The organism is Halalkalibacter sp. HAAS-P014 (assembly GCF_056619965.1).
The window spans coordinates 104,968-122,058 of sequence record NZ_JBWQTV010000017.1; the positions used below are offsets into that span (position 1 = coordinate 104,968).

Consider the following 17,091-nt stretch of genomic DNA (forward strand, 5'->3'; position numbering starts at 1 on the left):
ATAGATAGAAAATCCAAATCAGAGGGGGCCTATAAATAAGAAACTACGACAAGCATTTCCAATTTCACCTAAAAGTCGCTACAATAATCCTAATCTCTTATAAACCCCTCAACCAACCGATCCAATTGTTCTTTGATATTAATAAAATCCGCATTCATATCCAATGTCTTAACTGCTATTCGATTTCCACTCATTAAAAACTCATTATCTGGTACAATATCCTCGTCTGTTTTTGCATATAGTAAAGCACCACTCACGTTTCCGGAATTTGTAGAATCCTTGTTTTTCACATAGGTGAAGATCTGATACATGTTGTTGGAGTGAAAACTTCTGCTATCATAATAGCTGTTTCTTTGCATGGTTTTTTCGTAGTATTTAGTATCGATAATTAGCGTTTTCCCTTTATATTGCAGAGTAATATCTGTTTTCATGATAGGGAGAAGTTCTGCAATCCCGTCATCTACATTCCAATTAATATGAGAAGCAGAAGCGTGAAATTGTGGGAAATGCTTTCGATAATACTCCAGTACAAACTTCTCGAAAAGGCGATGCATCTGTTGATCATCGATAAATCTGGCTAATTTACGATTTCCCTCTTGCTCGGTAAGGAGCAATCCTTTGATAACTAAGTAACATACGTTAATCAGCATCTTATAGGTAGCGTTGTTTCGATGGTATTTTATGCTTGACCATTGAATTCTGCGGTAGTCTATCTCTTCGACGTTTGAAAAATAGAGCAGGATTTTCTTTAAGTCTCGTTTATTTTTCACTGAAACTTCTGGAGTTTTAATTAATAACAGGGCAGTCGTTTTTAGAATTTGATTCATATAGGTGTTTTCCGTATATTCATCAAAGTCGCAGATTAACTGCTTGTTGAGCATGGTTTGTTGCTTGACGGAGAGAGTAACATTGATCTTCCCTCTTGGAGATCTAAGGGACTCCGATTTATCAACATAGTCCCTCCCTAATCCCCGTTTGATTTGGTTGCCGATGCCTTTTGCTAGGATGGAAGCAAATAAATCAGATGTGTACTCAAATTCTTCGGTTTCTAATTTTGCATAGTTAGTTTTATTTAAAACTTGAAAAGCATAAGCAAGCATATGGTAAATATTTTTAATTCTAATCATTTAGAACACCACGAAGTCGATTTGTCCATAATTCAACTTTAGAAGGTTCGTCAAACCAATATTCATCTAACAAAGGGATTAATTCATATTCTATGATCGATGACATCGATTCATCTGTTACGTCTTCATCTGAACATAAGTAACTGTGTCCGATCTGAAATCCACTACCCAAAGATTCATCTTCACGAATGTAGCTATTTAACGCTTTAATTTGCTCCACAAGGGCAGTGAATTTTGGGTTGTTTGCCTGGTTCATTATTTCTTGGAATCCATCCGAATCAAAGGCAGGCTCAAGTTTATAGAAAGCAAACCTTCTTCTAAGGGCATAATCGATCATGGCAAGACTTCGATCTGCCGTGTTCATCATTCCAAGAATATAGACATTTTTAGGAACGGAAAATAATTCATTGGCATAAAGAAGACGAAGTTTTTGCTCACGCTTGTCCTTTTCGATGAGCATCAGGAGTTCTCCAAATATTTTACTTAAGTTTCCACGGTTAATCTCATCAATAATAAAGAAATAATCGCGCTCATTATCTTCTTCTGCTTTTTTACAAAACTCATAAAATGGTCCTTCTGAAAGTTCAAATCCATTATTTGTTGGACGATAACCCATAATAAAATCTTCATAACTATAGCTTTGATGGAACTGTACCATCATTACCCGACTTCTGTCTTTTTCTCCCATAATCGAATAAGCAAGTCTTTTAGCAGCAAATGTTTTTCCGACGCCTGGCGCTCCTTGTAATATGACGTTTTTCTTCTTTTTGAGAAGATTAACGATCTTATTGTAACGATCTTCATCCAAAAACACTTCAGCAAGCAAATCTTCCTCGGTATAAGGATCATAATCAACTTCTATTTCATCTACATCATCATCATCTTCATCGATAAACAGATTTTCAAGCTTCCGTACATAATCCATATAGGGGGTGATATCGGTAAGTGTCTTATTGACAGCTTTACCTGGATGTTCCCATTCGCCATTATCCTTCCAATTCACTTTATGAATATGTTTGTATTCATCTCGAGTTGGATCAAACATATACTCCGATTCAACAATTCCCCGTCCGATTACTTTTGACGTTCCTTTTTTAACATATATTGTATCTCCTGGTACGAGTTCGTTAGCGAATTGCCATGTTGCATGAGCAGCATTTATATATGTATATTCTTGTCCATATAATTCTTTCAATTTGTCTTTCATCTTCTGTTTCGATGAAAACTGACTTAAATCACCCATCTCATCCCAACCAATTCCCATGATCCCTTGAGAGTAAAATTCCTCCCATTTGGAAGCATTATGGCCAGGCGAATAAATCCAGTATCTTTTTTCCTTTTCGTTCACCACATCAGAAGGAGAGGAGGAACCTTCTTCTCGTTGCTTTTTCAGCTTCCCTGCCCATTTGTTGAAGATGTCACTAGATATCTCATCATTCATCTCTGCGGCTCGCCCCATTTCAGTTAGTGACCACTTTCCACGAATAGAATTATCGATGTACCCCTCATAGACCAAATAATTTCTAGCAAACGAAACCTCATTGTTAAACTTTTTCACACCACTTTTTCCACGAGTTTCATTTAAAATTTCATCTGTGAGATGTAAGTCAGATGCTATTTGTTTCCGAACCTCTTCTGGTGTTCCAGAACCACCAAGTGCCTTTAAAGCATTGATAAGTGGGGCAAACCATTTAAGGAAGCTAGCCTTCGATATATTAACGTCTACTTCTTTTGGTGATGGTGCTTTCCATGCTGCTAAAGATAGCTCTGGGAAACTTTGGTGTGGAGCCTTTTCTGTTTGAAATGTGTCTTTAAAGTAATGAATTAGTTTTAAGTATTCAGTGGCATTAGGTAAGTCCTTAAGTTTTGATATTTTCGTTACATCAGCCGAATAGGGACTAGCTTTCTGTAATAAGTATGTTCTATTTCTTTCATCAAGGTTTAAATAAAAAAGTGGGCGAATCCAATAGAGTCCCATCGTTAGATTCCATTTAACCCCTCGCTGTTTTCTTACTTTCTCATAACTATCGGTAAACTCTTTCTTTGTATCTTCAGATTGATGGTCGGCGTATTGTATGCCTGCTTCAAATACGTGCCAGAGGTTTGGAATCTCATCCGCTTCTCTATCATTTTTATATGCAAAAAACCATGCTTTCATATTGTTTAGAACAGGGATTCCATCAAAATTAGTTGGAACAGCAGCTTCAACCCCGATTCTAGTACTAATTTCTCTAGCGATAGCAATACGATTGTCATTCGTTATTCCTTTGTTGAAACTACCAAAAACAGTAAACGGGCAAATATCGTCAATGGGTTCGCCATTGTCAGTAAAAGGGTATCGCATCCTTAAATGATCATAGACTTCTTTAAGTATAGTTAAAAGTTCTGTTCTTCTATCTTTGTACTGTAGTAGTTTGTCAGCAAATTCCATGTAAAAAGTAGTCCATGTAAATGAGCGGGGAGTTGGATTGGCTGTTTTCATGTTAACACCTCTGAGTATTTTTTTATTATAAATTGGTGAAGGCAGCTGTAATGGTATTTTGTATTTAAACTAATTATTAGGCTATGGACTTAATGTTACGAGATAAGGGGCTATAATACAATGAAATGGGTTGGGGTGTCTGATCACAGTTCACAGCTGCTATAGAAAAAGTGGAAAAAAAGCTTATTAAGGGGGGCTTGTTTATATTTGTATGTGTTTCTCTAGATGGTGAGATGATGGGGAAGGCTTGAAAATAGGATTGTTTGGCCTGCCACTCTGATAGAGGAAGTGAAAGAAGTAAGAGAATCGTTCCTTGGTTTCCATAAGTTATAAGAGTTCTATTTGATACCCTATCCTCGTAAAAAAACCGTCTGTAATAGGACAATATTCTCAATTCATATGTTGAGTATGAGGAGGGATGGTATGGTTAATGAAGCAAAAAAATCTGATCAATACGATGACATTGTATATATACCCCTGGACAAGATAGTTCCGTTGTATCCCCCTGATGTTACGGGAGTATTTCTAACTAGAATGAAAGGGAATTTTCAGCACCTATCGACCTTTGATTTACTTTTACCTGTAGAGAAAGATCCTAAAAAAGATGAATATATTTTGGTTGGAAAATATGATTATTATCATTTTATCTTTAATAAAACTTTGATGAAGACTGTGCCTTGTATAGTAGAACCATATTCAGGGGGAAATTCTCAGTATTTTAAGCTTTTGAGAAGGAGTCACCCAAGTGGTGAAAAAACGAAAAGTGCCGGCAAAGTGTATTGAAGTTACTAGAAAGTAGAAAAGTGATTTGGAAAACTGTCAGCCAATATACTTCCTTAACGAAAAAAGAACTTAGTAACCTTAAATATAATCCAACGGTTCCATCTGAACATATAAATGACTATACAACTGAAATAACATTAAACTGGATTGATAATCAACCATTTAGACCGGAAATCAAGAAGTTATTATTCAAACGTGCTGGGCTTCCTTATCAAGATCAAAAAAGATTAACAGACGAAAGAAGAAAGTTTATTGTTTCTTTTTTAAATAGAGAAAAACGTTTTGCAAAGTTAACAGACTCACAACAAATAAAGATATTGTCTAAAGCCATTAACTTTAAGGCAACAATGTTTGACCATCTCAAAATGCTAATTGATGACTATCTTAGTTAAAATTTATAATATATACGTTATTTCTTTTACTGTTGTAACTACAAAATTGAATAGTTAAATGTATTAGTATCAATCAAATTTATTTTAATTTTGATTGATACTAATGCATCTCAGAGAAGAATGGAAACAGATCCGTTCTTTTTTTAGTGATTTTTAATATAGGGAAGTAAAGGAACCATCTCAAATTGATTACGATGCTACCAATGCTGCCGTTCGTGCGAGGGATAGGGAGAGATCAGCAGAAGTTACAGGTCATCGGTTGCTAAGAAATGCTAAGATCTATGAAGAAATTCATAGAGAAAAGGCAAGCGAAATGTATTTATTGATCCCTAGGAAACGCATAGAGATTAAAATTTTGTAGGCTCTTTTCTTTTTGCTTCTAATATATATATCAATAGTTGGCGTTGCTATTTACTAGGTAATCGGAGATATATGTTAAAATATTGTTACAAATTACAAAAGGCTCTTAAATTAGTTACATATGATTACTGACGTTTTCTTTTTTTATCGGGCGTAAATAAATTACAGTAAAACTTAAAGACTAGATTACATAAGTAGGTGAATTTTTGGAAAATATTAGTTATGCTCTGTATGATTTAGAACTTCCTCAAGAAATAACTACATTAAGTAACGCCATTAGGTACAGTCATGGAATTCTTAAAGAACTTACTGAATTAGAATCAATTAGTTATGAAGAATTAACCGTGATTACACTTTACCGAAAATTAATAGAAAATATTGATGGATTATTTGTATTATTCGATCATGGTTTAGAAAGTCCTTCAATTACTATTCAACGGTCAGCTTATGAAGTCTTTCTACAGTTAGAATACCTTTTCAAAGATGGTGTGAAATTTAATAGTAAGGCCCTCTCGTATTACAGTTGTTGGTTATATGAAGAGGTTGAGTTTATTAACAAACAACTAAAGAAGGAGTATCCTTTGTTATCAAAGGAATTACTTATAAAGAAAAGGTCGGACAATGAAAAATTACTAGCTGGCACCTTTAAAGAATATAAAAGGGAAATAATAAGGACGAAAAAAGAAAATAATTTGAATTATGCTCCGAAGTGGTATTCACTTTTTCGGGGGCCAAAAAACTTATCTCTTCTCTCTAACAATACTAGTTTAAAAGGGGTTCACCAAACCCTTTATGGTGGAATGTCTGCTGAGGCGCACGGTCTAAAATCAATTACTAACTTAAAAAATCAAGATGGTTCAATAGCATTGAATCCTATTAGGAATACTAATTATCATGAAACAAAGGTACCTATAAGTCTTGCGAGAACATTCTTAACTGCAATTACTCATTCTATTATAAAAAAATATCTACCATTGAAAGAAAAGGAATTCAGAGAGTTTTTCTTAAAAGTATATAATAAAGATTATAACAGTTTATAAAAAGTGTCCTTTAAGTTCTGGGGTTTTATGAATTGAAAAGACTGTTAACCTAAGCTGCCTTATCGTATTAAGACAATATCATTCGTAATGGCTGGGTTATAAGAGGGTTAGAAGCAATGGAATGAACCAATCACGTCTTGTACGATTTACAACTATACAAACAAGATCGAATGCCGGTGATATTTCCAGACGAATATATGATACATGGTTTGATCTAAAAATGGATGATACAAAGATTTTAAAGGGCACTCTTGATCGCACATGGTATTGTAGTGGATAATATTGGTATTGTTGAGTTGGTGAATTTATAAAAAATAAGGTGGGGAATACGGTGTTTACAGGATTTAATCTAACAACTGATTTAGATTTTGATGCTTTCTATTTAGAAGGAGAGGAAAGATATGAATCTAATAGACGTATTATAAAAGAAAGGCTTGAAAAGTTTGTTGTTGATTCAAATGGAGCTTTAGACGGTACCCAAATGCAAGATAATTGGTTTCCTCAAATTGATGCAGATATTTTTATTTCTCATTCACATCGAGATCAGAGAAAAGCAATTGGTTTAGCAGGTTGGTTAGATCAAAACTTTGGTTTGAAGGTATTTATTGACTCATGTGTATGGGGATATTCTGTCGAGCTACTTAGAAAGATTGACAATGAGTATTGTCTCCAAAATGATGGGAAAACGTATAGTTACGAGAGAAGAAATTATTCTACAAGTCATGTCCATATGATGCTCTCGACTGCACTTACTATGATGATTGATAGAACAGAATGTCTATTCTTCCTTAATACACCAAGATCCCTAACTGCTGACGAAGTCATTAATAAAACAGAATCACCTTGGATTTATCACGAGTTAGCCATGACTAAGTTAGTTAGAAAGAAAAAATTAGAGGAATATAGGAAAGGGTTCATAAAAAAAAGCTATGAACTGGCAGAAGCCGAGAAAAACTTAGTTGTAAAATATGATGTTCCTTTAGACCATCTATATGATTTAGATCAAAAAGATCTAACCAATTGGAACCTTTTAAACAGCAGAACTAACCATGACTATCCATTGGATATCCTATACGCTAATAAAGAAATAACTAAGGTAAAAGTGTTAAATGGATGAGAACAAAATACGCTACCTAGAAATGGTTCAAAGTGTAATTACTCGTATGGCTACTAATTCTTTTTTATTAAAAGGTTGGTCTGTTACCTTAGCTGCTGGGATTCTAACACTTTCTGGTGAAGGGGCAGATAAGAATTTTTATTTAATTGCCTTTATTCCTATTATTGTATTTTGGTTATTAGATACTTATTATTTGCAATTAGAACGTAAGTATAGACGACTTTTTGAAAACGTTAGAGATAGTAAATCTGTAAGAAAACCATTCGAAGTAAACATAAACAATGTTAGGTATTTATTCGGGGGTGAAAAGAAATTTTCATATTTTGCTTGTTTACGCTCACGTACTGAATTTTTATTTTATGTACCTGTTGCAGTTGTGATATTGTTTGTTATCACGAAGCTATAGAATTAAGTTACAAACAAGGGAGAGGAATTAAATTTGTAAATTCTCTCCTCTAAAACCCTTTGAAGGTTCTGACATTGGCCCCTGTTAGTATTGAATTTGGTAGTTAATAAATTTGAGTCTTTACTTTTGTATAATGGTCGGATCTGGAACTACCTTCGTTTTAACAATATCGTTAACGCTCAAGCCAATGAATTCTCTTTCTACATAATAATTTCAAGGACTTCTTTTGTCCTTCTCGGCCGTACCAACACGCCCCCTGTGTTTTCCTTGTTTCCTTTTGCCTCACGCCCCTCGGCTGTCCTCTTGGCAGCAATTGGATCCCGTTCGAACTCTGCTATAGCTCCTAGTATTGTAGACATGTGCTTTCCGGCTGTAGTTGGGAAGTCTATTTGTTCTTTTAAGAAAACTAATCCTATTGCTCGTTTTTGAAGTATTTTTCAATTTTATGTAAATCAAAAGTACTTCTGACTATACGGTCCAGCTTGTACACGACGAGTATGTCTCCATCTCTTTGGTAGTCTAAAGCTTTGGCTAGTTCCTCTCAATCGCTTTTAGCTCCACTTTGTTTTTCCATGAAGATTTTTTCGCAACCGTATTCTTTGAGCTTGTCTATTTGTAACTCCCATTCCTGGTCTTGAGTTAACACTCTTGAATATCCGATAATAGCCATTGTGTTAGTCCTTTCTCTTGTTGTCTGAAATTTATGTAACTTCTGTTCATGTGATATTAGATTAACTTCTAGACAGTGCAAAGGGATTCTTTCGTATAGGAATCGAGCCTGTTGTTCTTACGTCCAAAACTTATAACTTTGAGACATACGTTTTATTTTTATTTACATATTTTGAAAGCTACTTTAAAAAAATGATATAGTTCGATATGCTTAGAGTTAAATAAGATCTAAAAACTGAGGAGATATACTATGATTAATTTTCAAGATAAAGTAAGTTTCATTTGGTCAATTGCAGAGGTTTTGCGTGGACCGTATAAACCAGAGGACTACGGGAAGGTGATTTTACCTTTAGCGGTATTACGTCGATTTGATTGCGTATTAGAGAGTACGAAAGAGGAAGTGCTTTTGAACTTTGAGAAATTTAAAGCAATGAATGAAGAGGCGCGTGAGCCAATTTTAAATCGTATCGCTAAACAAAACTTCCATAATACAAGTAAATATGATTTTCCAAAGTTATTAAGTGATGCTGATAACATTGCCGATAACTTAAGGGATTATATTAACGGTTTTTCAAAAGTGGCTCGTGATATTATGGATCACTTTGATTTTGATCGCCAACTTGAAAAGATGGAAAACAACAACCTTTTATATCTAACAATTAAACGCTTTAGTGAGCTAGATTTACATCCAGAAATAGTGTCAAATGTTGAAATGGGATATATATTTGAAGAGTTAATTCGTCGTTTTTCAGAGCATGCAGAGGCTGGTGATCACTACACACCGCGTGAAGTTGTACGTCTGATGGTTAGTCTGTTATTCCTGAGTGATGATGATGTATTAACGAAGCCTGGCTTAACTCAAACATTATACGACTGTGCAGCCGGTACTGGTGGTATGGGTTCTGTTGCTCAGGAGTATTTAAAAGAATTTAATCAAACGGCGGACTTGGAATTTTTTGCCCAAGAAATTAATGATGAATCGTATGCGATTTGTAAAGCAGACATCTTAATTAAAGGGGAGGACGCGAAAAACATTCGCTTGGGAAATACATTATCAAACGACCGGTTCAAAGGAGATAAGTTCGACTATTTAATCTCCAATCCTCCTTATGGGGTCGATTGGAAGTCGTATGAGAAGCCGATTAAATCGGAACATGAAGAACAAGGCTATAATGGACGCTTCGGACCAGGCACACCTCGTACGAGTGATGGACAGTTATTATTTTTACTACACTTAATTTCGAAGATGAAGCCAGTCACAGAGGAAAACCCAAAAGGCTCTCGGTTAGCAATTATTATGAATGGATCACCATTATTCACAGGGGATGCAGGCTCGGGGGAGAGCGAGATTCGTCGTTACATGCTTGAAAATGACTTAGTAGAAGGTATTGTTGCTATGCCAAACGACTTATTTTACAACACAGGTATTTCGACATACGTTTGGATTCTTACGAATAATAAAGCTGCATTTCGTAAAGGTAAAGTACAACTTATTAATGCAGTTGACTTTTATAAGAAGATGAAGAAGAGCATGGGCAGTAAGCGTAATGAAATCAGTCAAGCACAAATTGACGAAATTGTGCGTTTGTACGGGAATTTTAAAGAGAGTGACCATGTTAAGATTTTTGATAATGAAGACTTTGGTTATCACAAAATAACAGTTGAACGTCCATTACGACTTAACTTCCTGATTTCAGTTGAACGCATTCAGCGAGTTATCGAGCAAAAGGCGTTCCAGAACCTTGCGACTTCAAAGAAAAAAGGCGATAACGGACTTGTGGAGATTAAGACTGGGAAGGTTTTGCAGGCAAAGATTATTGAGGTGTTAAGCAGTCTAGAAAGTGAGCAACTCTTTAAGAATCGTGAGGAGTTCATAAAATTATTAAAGCGTTCGTTTAAGCAAGCGGCACTTACAATCGGCGCACCAGTTCTAAAATCAATTATAGCTGGTCTGTCTGAAAAGGATGAAACAGCGGATATTTGTAGGAAAAATAAGACTGATGCTGAGCCAGATGCAGACTTACGTGATACTGAAAACGTACCGTTAAAAGAAGATATTTATGATTACTTTGAAAGGGAAGTGAAATCTCATGTTCCTGATGCCTGGATTGATGAATCAAAAACAAAAGTAGGCTATGGAATTCCATTTACACGTCAATTCTATAATTATACAGCCATTCGTAGTTCAAAAGAAATTATGGCTGAAATTAAAGAGCTTGAAGCTGTAATTTTTGAGAAGTTGAAGAAGGTGATGGAATGAGAAATAAATACTCAAGGTATGTTCAAGTAGAAATTGAGTGGCTTAACAAATATCCTGCAAATTGGGGACTACAAAAATTGAAGTTCTTGTGTGATATAAACACAGGTAGTAAAGATACTCAGGATAAAACAGATCAAGGTAAATATCCATTTTTTGTTAGATCGCCAATTATAGAAAAACTAGATGAGTATACACATGACGAAGAAGCGATTATGACTGCTGGAGACGGAGTAGGAGTTGGGAAGGTATTTCACCATTACCAAGGAAAGTTTTCTGCTCATCAACGTGTATATGTTTTTACAAAGTTTAAAAAGGTAATAGGTAAATTTTTATTCTATTATTTAAAATCGAATTTAGCGTTTGAGGTTTTAAGTGGAAATGCTAAGTCAACAGTCGATTCATTAAGAAGGCCTATGCTTGCTGAATTCTTAGTTGTTATACCTTCTTATGAGGAACAAATATCCATAATAAATTTTCTAGATAGAAAATTATTTGAAATTGACAATCTTATTAATTCAAAAGAGAAATTGATTAAGTTGATAGAAGAAAAACGCCAATCAATGATTACAGAAGCTGTAACAAAAGGGTTAAATCCAAATGTGAAAATGAAAGATACTGGTATTGAGTGGATTGGTGAAATACCTGAACATTGGGATACTATTAAGATTAAGTATACAACTTATGTCAAAGGGAGAATCGGATGGCAAGGTTTAAAATCAGATGAATTTATAGATGATGGGCCGTATCTAGTTACAGGAACTGATTTCAAAGACGGTATGGTTAATTGGACAAATTCCTATCATATAAGTGAAGAAAGGTATAATGAGGCACCATCAATTCAACTAAAAGAAGATGATTTATTAATTACAAAAGATGGGACAATCGGAAAAATAGCGATTGTTAAAAATATGCCAGATAGAGCTATTTTGAATAGCGGTGTATTCGTCACACGTCCGTTAAATAATCACTATTTAACAAAATATATGTTTTGGCTTCTTAATTCAGTTGTATTTGATAAATATATTAAATACATGGAAACAGGATCTACAATAAAGCATTTATATCAAGAGACGTTTGTTAACTTTGCATATCCATTACCAAGTATTGAGGAACAAATTGCAATTATTGAATATTTAGATAGAGAAGTTGAAATTTTAGATAGTTGTAAAAAAGACTTAGTAAGTCAAATTGAAAAACTTAAAAGCTATCGCCAATCTCTTATTTACGAGGTGGTAACTGGTAAGATCGATGTTCGTGATTTTAAATTAGAATCGAAATGAGGTGAGAAATATGGCAATTGATGCAACGGAAAAAGGGTTTGAGGCGAATATTGAAGCATCACTAATCGTGAGTGGCTATAAGCAACGCAAGCTTGAGGGCGATGCAAGTCGTCTATTTAAGCAATACGCACTGGATGTTGAGGTGCTATTTGCTTTTTTAGAAGATACACAAGCAAAGTCGCTTCGAGCATTGGAGAAGTCCTATGGTTCAGAATATAAACCCAAGGTATTGAATCGTATTTGTGATCAGTTGAAAAAGCAAGGGTTAATTCATTGTTTACGTCACGGGATCAAAGATCGGGGAGTGACCTTGAGGCTGATTTATAACAAGCCTCCAACAACGATGAATCAGCTAATGAACGAACTTTATCGGAAGAACAAGTTCACGGTGAGTCGTCAAGTCTATTACAGTGATGAGAACAACAATAGCTTAGATATGGCCCTATTTATAAATGGTCTTCCACTTGTGGTGATGGAACTGAAGAATAAGTTTACAGGGCAGACGGTAGAACATGCGATGAAGCAGCTAGAACGTGATCGAAATCCCAAAGAGCAGCTTTTCAAATTTAACGAGAGAGTCGCTGTCTATTTTGCAGTTGATCCAGATGAAGTATTCATGACAACGGAGTTGAAGAAGGATAAGACATACTTCTTACCATTTAATAAAGGGAATAATGGAGGAAAGGGGAATCCGACTGTTTACAATAACTATCGAACTAATTATTTATGGGAGGAGATTCTTGTCCCTGATAGCTTGCTTGATATTTTATTTCGCTTTGTCTTTATCAAAAAGGACGATATATTAGATTCGAGTGGTGAAACAATTGGGCAGCGACAAATGCTAATTTTCCCTCGGTTCCACCAGTTAGACGTAGTCCGTAAGCTTGAGAGTGATGTACAAGCTAAGTCGGTCGGTCATAACTATCTTATTCAGCATAGCGCAGGAAGTGGGAAGACGAACTCGATCTCGTGGTTGGCACACCGTCTGGCCAAGCTGCATGATGCTGAAAATGATGCAGTGTTTAGCAGTGTGATTGTGATTACGGATCGTCGGGTACTAGATAAGCAGTTGCAAGATGCAGTGTACCAACTTGAGCATAAGGCAGGCATGGTGGAGCGAATTACGAAGGATTCGAACCAGTTGGCACAGGCGATCAGTGGTGAAACAAGGATTATCATCACCACGCTTCAAAAGTTCCCGTTTATCGTGGAAAAGGTAGCTAGTATTGAACGCAAAAAGTATGCAATTATTATCGATGAAGCGCATTCCTCACAAGGTGGTAAGGCATCGACAGCATTGACAAATATCCTATCAGATAAAACGTTGGAAGATGCGTTCGAGGAAGATCGTATTTTGGAAGAAAATATGGATAGCTTAGACGAACAAATTGTTGAGACGATTATAAAAAGTGGTAAGCAAGATAATCTTTCATATTTTGCTTTCACTGCAACACCAAAGCCTAAGACCGTTGAAAAATTTGGTATGTTAGGTACAGATGGGAAGCCTCATGCTTTTCATGAATACACAATGCGTCAAGCGATTGAAGAAGGGTTTATTCTTGATGTGTTAAGTCACTACACCACTTATAAGACTTTTTACAAAATAGCGAAGCGAGTTGAGGGAGATCCCTTGGTTTCGAAAAAGCAAGCAACAAAGAAACTTGCTCAATACGTATCGCTCCATCCACATAATATAGCTCAAAAGACAGAAATCATTATTGAACACTATCGAAACTTTACCCGGCATAAGATAGGTGGTCGTGCGAAAGCAATGGTCGTGACGGCAAGTCGCTTGCACGCTGTACGTTATAAAATTGCGTTTGATCAATACATCCATAAAATGGGCTACGGTGACCTGAAAACAGTTGTTGCTTTCTCTGGTATCGTCAAAGACGGTGAAATTCCATATTCAGAGCCTGATATGAATGGATTTAGTGAAAAGGAATTGCCCGATAAGTTCAATTCGGATGAATACAAAGTGTTACTCGTTGCAGAGAAATATCAAACAGGGTTTGATGAGCCGTTGCTGCATACAATGTATGTCGACAAGCCACTAAGTGGAATTAAGGCCGTTCAAACCTTATCTCGATTAAATCGTACATGTCCAGGCAAAGATGATACCTTCGTATTGGACTTTGTGAATGACCCAGAGGATATTAAGGCTTCTTTCCAACCTTATTATGAAGCTACAGGTCTTGAAGAAGTTACAGACCCTAACATTCTATATGACCTTCAAGGGGAGTTAGAACCGTTTCAAATTTTTACAGAAGAAGAGATAAAAGCAGTCAATGAGTTAGAAATCAAAGGTGGCTTTAAAAAGTCAACAAAAGCACAAACTGAGCTGAATGCATGGATCGATAAAGGTGTCGACCGTTTCAAAAAATTAAGTGATGAGGAAAAAGAAGCGTTTAAAGGATCAGCCACGAAATTTACACGTACATACTCATTCATTTTACAAATTGCTTCTTTCATAGATGTAGACTTACACAAGCTTTATATTTATTTAAATTATTTACTACGTAAGCTCCCACGTGACCGAAAGGACAAAGACATCTATGTTGCCGATGATGTAGCACTTCAATATTATCGTAATCAGAAGGTATTTGAAGGCAGCATCGAACTAGAGAAAACAGGTGGTGTCGACCTAAAGCCGACTTCACATGGTGCTGGTGGTGCAGTAGAGGATGAAAAGGTTCATTTATCATCGATTTTAGATAAGTTGAATGACCGTTTTGGTACTGAGTTTACTGAAACTGACTTCCTATCACGTGATCAAGTGAAAGAAGATATGATGAATAGCGAAGACATTCAGCAAAAAGCGAAAAACAATACAAAAGATAACTTCAAATTCGCTTTCGAAAAATCGTTCATGGATTTTGTTATCGATCGTATGAGCAGTAACGAAAAATTCTTTATGAAGGTTTTGGAAAATGAGGAATTTAAAGAGGCAATAATGGAAGATATGATGAATGAAGTTTATGCTGAAGTTAATGGATAGAGGGGTAGCTTGAAGAGGTAAAAAGATCCAATGTAGTACGCGAGAGTTAGGTACACAATATAGATGAACAAGGCTACATCTTCTATCTACAATCAGCACTCAACATGCTATTCATGATTTATCCAGTCAATTATGGTTATAACTTTGAGTAAAGAGCCTCTTCGTATAGAAAGGCTCTTGCTCTTAGTGTGCCAGGCATGTACACATTCTCTAGGGTTGTTCAAGTCCCGAGCTGTGAATGCAGTAGTAACAGTTAGCTCAAGACAAGGGTGTCTGGGGTGACCCAGAATCTGAAGGAAGTCAGCGGTAAACCTCTGCTTCTAGGAACACGAACTTTATAGGAGCTAGGTATACTTGGATAAGATTGCTAAACAAATCAAATTCCTTACTGCTGAAGGGTATATCAAGTAAATGAAGAGAAGATATGGAGGGGGATTGTGTGCTTACCCTGGGAGGGCTGACAAAAAAATAGGCTCCTGCCCCCCAGTACGGTAAAACTTTAACGTATTGGGGGGCAGGAACCTTTTTCTGGAAAAAAGAGCTGAGTGGTCCGAACTGCAATCCTATTGAAATTATTTTTGTTAATTCTAAGAAATAGCCTAGAAACAAATGTTCTAGTTTATTTTTCTTTTCTGTGTGATGAATGAGTAAGTATAAATTTTTCGTAATAACTTAAAGGGAAAAGGCTCCTTTTGTCGAAATTATTAGAGTTGGAGGTGAAAATTGTGGCTACTAAGCGGCAACATTATGTTCCACAGCTTTATTTGAAGTTATTTGCCGATTCACATGAAAAGATTCAATATTTCGACAAGGTCTTAAGGAAACCTATGAAAAATATGCATTATAGTAATGTTGCTCATCAAAGATATTTCTATAATCTTAGTGAGGATTTTCTTGAATTGTTTAAAAAAGAAGGTATGGAGATTGATGAAAAATTCCTAGATAAGCAATTTCTAGAGGATTATTTCGCAAACGCATTAGAGTCAGATATTGGCGTATCATTTGAAAATATTACAACGCGTTTAAAAGAAAAGCCTAACTTTACTGAAATAAATGAGATAGTTACATCTGTGGATAAGGGTCAATTGGCACTTTTTCTAGCTCTTCAATCTATAAGAACCCCATACTATCGATCTGTGTCTAAGAATTTTTTTGCATTCTTAAGTCAGGTCGATCCTTTCTTTTCGAAAGCAAACGAAACATATAGTGATAATGAATTATTACTTCTTTATCTAAGTTCGGGAGCATTAGAGAGATTAAGTGAATTTTTCTTGACAAGTTTTCAATGGTATATCGGGTGTATTGATTCGCCAGAAGAAGCAAAAGATCCGCGAGTTAGGCGAATGTATGTTACTGATGAATTTCTTATATCGGATAATCCAATAATAAATTTCAAACATATCACTAAAGGTAACGTCTCTTTAGAATTTGGATGTCCTTTATCAAATCAACACATCTTACTGTTAAGAGACGGAAACTCTCCGTATCCTCATCCTGATAATACTAGGATCTCACTTAATAGAAATGATGTAAGGGTATATAATGAGTATCAATATAGGTTTTCTACTCGAAAGGTAATCTTTAATAAGCAATCAAGTAGCATAAAGATCAGAAAGTTTTTTACAACGATGCCTAATAACTACACTCACAATGGTGATTCTATTTGTGTGCTGAACTGATAACGTTATTTGAATCTGCAACAGATAAGAATTTAGTTTTGTTCAGTTTGATTCTTGATGTATTGAAAGTTTTTTAATCATGAGTATAAAAAGTCGATCCCCTACCAAAATAGGGAATCGACTTTTAAAAGTTGGAGTTTTGTTCGGCTTACAATATCTTCTTAACTTCGTTCTCAGCTTTGCCGATACGCCCCCATTTTCTCTTTCTCTTCTCTTTCTCTTTCTCTTTCTCGTCCCTCAGTTGTTCTCTCAGCAATTAGATCACGTTCAAATTCCTCTATTGCTCCACGTATGGTAAAGTCTATCTACTCTTTCAGGAAGAACTAATCCAATCCCTCGATCTTGCAGTTCTTTTGCAATCTTATGTAAATCGAATGTACTTCTGGCTAACCGATCTACCTTGTATACGACGAGCTTGTCTCCATCTCTCAAGTAGTCTAAAGCACTGGCTAGTTCCTCTCGTTCGCATTTCGCGCCCTATACTCTTATTATTGATGG

Annotated in this window: 13 protein-coding genes and 2 pseudogenes; 11 read left to right on the top strand and 4 right to left on the bottom strand. The window is 35.7% G+C overall.

Annotation, left to right across the window (positions count from 1 at the left end; all coding sequences use genetic code 11):
- Positions 1-89 precede the first annotated feature (89 nt).
- Together mcrC and AC1FXZ_RS14695 are read right to left on the bottom strand one after the other, a co-directional pair.
- Positions 90-1,127 (bottom strand): 5-methylcytosine-specific restriction endonuclease system specificity protein McrC, encoded by a 1,038-nt coding sequence (gene mcrC, locus AC1FXZ_RS14690; protein WP_480054921.1) that lies wholly within the window; start codon positions 1,125-1,127, stop codon positions 90-92.
- Positions 1,120-3,609, bottom strand: a complete 2,490-nt coding sequence (locus tag AC1FXZ_RS14695; protein WP_480054923.1) for an AAA family ATPase — start codon at positions 3,607-3,609, stop codon at positions 1,120-1,122. Before AC1FXZ_RS14695 ends, mcrC begins: the two co-directional genes overlap by 8 nt.
- A 423-nt stretch (positions 3,610-4,032) precedes the next feature.
- Here AC1FXZ_RS14695 and AC1FXZ_RS14700 point away from each other — a divergent pair, with 423 nt between their 5' ends.
- The 7 genes from AC1FXZ_RS14700 to AC1FXZ_RS14730 all read left to right on the top strand — a co-directional run bounded on the left by AC1FXZ_RS14700 (position 4,033) and on the right by AC1FXZ_RS14730 (position 7,707).
- Complete coding sequence (locus AC1FXZ_RS14700; protein ID WP_480054925.1) at positions 4,033-4,392, top strand: hypothetical protein; 360 nt, start codon at positions 4,033-4,035, stop codon at positions 4,390-4,392.
- Between the two features lie 20 nt (positions 4,393-4,412).
- Positions 4,413-4,784, top strand: a complete 372-nt coding sequence (locus AC1FXZ_RS14705; RefSeq protein WP_480054927.1) for a hypothetical protein — start codon at positions 4,413-4,415, stop codon at positions 4,782-4,784.
- Between the two features lie 184 nt (positions 4,785-4,968).
- Positions 4,969-5,145, top strand: a complete 177-nt coding sequence (locus AC1FXZ_RS14710; RefSeq protein WP_480055213.1) for a terminase small subunit — start codon at positions 4,969-4,971, stop codon at positions 5,143-5,145.
- Positions 5,146-5,350: 205 nt separating this feature from the next.
- Positions 5,351-6,184, top strand: coding sequence for a DUF5677 domain-containing protein (locus tag AC1FXZ_RS14715; RefSeq protein ID WP_480054929.1), 834 nt, complete (start codon positions 5,351-5,353; stop codon positions 6,182-6,184).
- 121 nt (positions 6,185-6,305) lie between these two features.
- Positions 6,306-6,464: a hypothetical protein gene (locus AC1FXZ_RS14720; protein WP_480054931.1), complete on the top strand. Its 159-nt coding sequence runs from the start codon at positions 6,306-6,308 to the stop codon at positions 6,462-6,464.
- A 51-nt stretch (positions 6,465-6,515) separates the two neighbouring features.
- Complete coding sequence (locus AC1FXZ_RS14725) at positions 6,516-7,301, top strand: hypothetical protein (RefSeq protein WP_480054933.1); 786 nt, start codon at positions 6,516-6,518, stop codon at positions 7,299-7,301.
- Complete coding sequence (locus AC1FXZ_RS14730; protein WP_480054935.1) at positions 7,294-7,707, top strand: hypothetical protein; 414 nt, start codon at positions 7,294-7,296, stop codon at positions 7,705-7,707. Before AC1FXZ_RS14725 ends, AC1FXZ_RS14730 begins: the two co-directional genes overlap by 8 nt.
- A gap of 200 nt (positions 7,708-7,907) precedes the next feature.
- Here AC1FXZ_RS14730 and AC1FXZ_RS14735 read toward each other — a convergent pair.
- Positions 7,908-8,377 (bottom strand): annotated as a pseudogene (locus AC1FXZ_RS14735) (recombinase family protein).
- A 249-nt stretch (positions 8,378-8,626) separates the two neighbouring features.
- On the opposite strand from AC1FXZ_RS14735, the gene AC1FXZ_RS14740 reads away from it, so the two are divergent.
- The 4 genes from AC1FXZ_RS14740 to AC1FXZ_RS14755 all read left to right on the top strand — a co-directional run bounded on the left by AC1FXZ_RS14740 (position 8,627) and on the right by AC1FXZ_RS14755 (position 16,593).
- Positions 8,627-10,636 carry a type I restriction-modification system subunit M gene (locus AC1FXZ_RS14740; protein WP_480054937.1) on the top strand — a complete coding sequence of 670 codons (2,010 nt, stop codon included), beginning with the start codon at positions 8,627-8,629 and terminating at the stop codon, positions 10,634-10,636.
- On the top strand, positions 10,633-11,916 hold the full coding sequence (locus AC1FXZ_RS14745; protein ID WP_480054939.1) for a restriction endonuclease subunit S: 1,284 nt from the start codon (positions 10,633-10,635) through the stop codon (positions 11,914-11,916). The genes AC1FXZ_RS14740 and AC1FXZ_RS14745 overlap by 4 nt, the downstream gene beginning before the upstream one ends.
- Positions 11,917-11,926: 10 nt before the next feature.
- The gene (locus AC1FXZ_RS14750; protein WP_480054941.1) at positions 11,927-14,914 is read left to right on the top strand and encodes a type I restriction endonuclease subunit R; all 2,988 of its coding nucleotides are present in this window, start codon (positions 11,927-11,929) and stop codon (positions 14,912-14,914) included.
- A gap of 725 nt (positions 14,915-15,639) precedes the next feature.
- On the top strand, positions 15,640-16,593 hold the full coding sequence (locus AC1FXZ_RS14755; RefSeq protein ID WP_480054943.1) for a DUF4238 domain-containing protein: 954 nt from the start codon (positions 15,640-15,642) through the stop codon (positions 16,591-16,593).
- A gap of 218 nt (positions 16,594-16,811) precedes the next feature.
- Here the strand turns inward: AC1FXZ_RS14755 and AC1FXZ_RS14760 are convergent.
- Positions 16,812-17,070, bottom strand: a pseudogene (locus AC1FXZ_RS14760) (recombinase family protein); the annotation flags it as partial.
- Positions 17,071-17,091 lie beyond the last annotated feature (21 nt).

Bases quoted from the DNA above. Each gene is read 5' to 3' on its own strand.
- mcrC (WP_480054921.1), bottom strand. From the start codon at position 1,127: ATGATTAGAATTAAAAATATTTACCATATGCTTGCTTATGCTTTTCAA.
- AC1FXZ_RS14730 (WP_480054935.1), top strand. From the start codon at position 7,294: ATGGATGAGAACAAAATACGCTACCTAGAAATGGTTCAAAGTGTAATT.
- AC1FXZ_RS14750 (WP_480054941.1), top strand. From the start codon at position 11,927: ATGGCAATTGATGCAACGGAAAAAGGGTTTGAGGCGAATATTGAAGCA.
- AC1FXZ_RS14745 (WP_480054939.1), top strand. From the start codon at position 10,633: ATGAGAAATAAATACTCAAGGTATGTTCAAGTAGAAATTGAGTGGCTT.
- AC1FXZ_RS14740 (WP_480054937.1), top strand. From the start codon at position 8,627: ATGATTAATTTTCAAGATAAAGTAAGTTTCATTTGGTCAATTGCAGAG.
- AC1FXZ_RS14695 (WP_480054923.1), bottom strand. From the start codon at position 3,609: ATGAAAACAGCCAATCCAACTCCCCGCTCATTTACATGGACTACTTTT.
- AC1FXZ_RS14720 (WP_480054931.1), top strand. From the start codon at position 6,306: ATGAACCAATCACGTCTTGTACGATTTACAACTATACAAACAAGATCG.
- AC1FXZ_RS14700 (WP_480054925.1), top strand. From the start codon at position 4,033: ATGGTTAATGAAGCAAAAAAATCTGATCAATACGATGACATTGTATAT.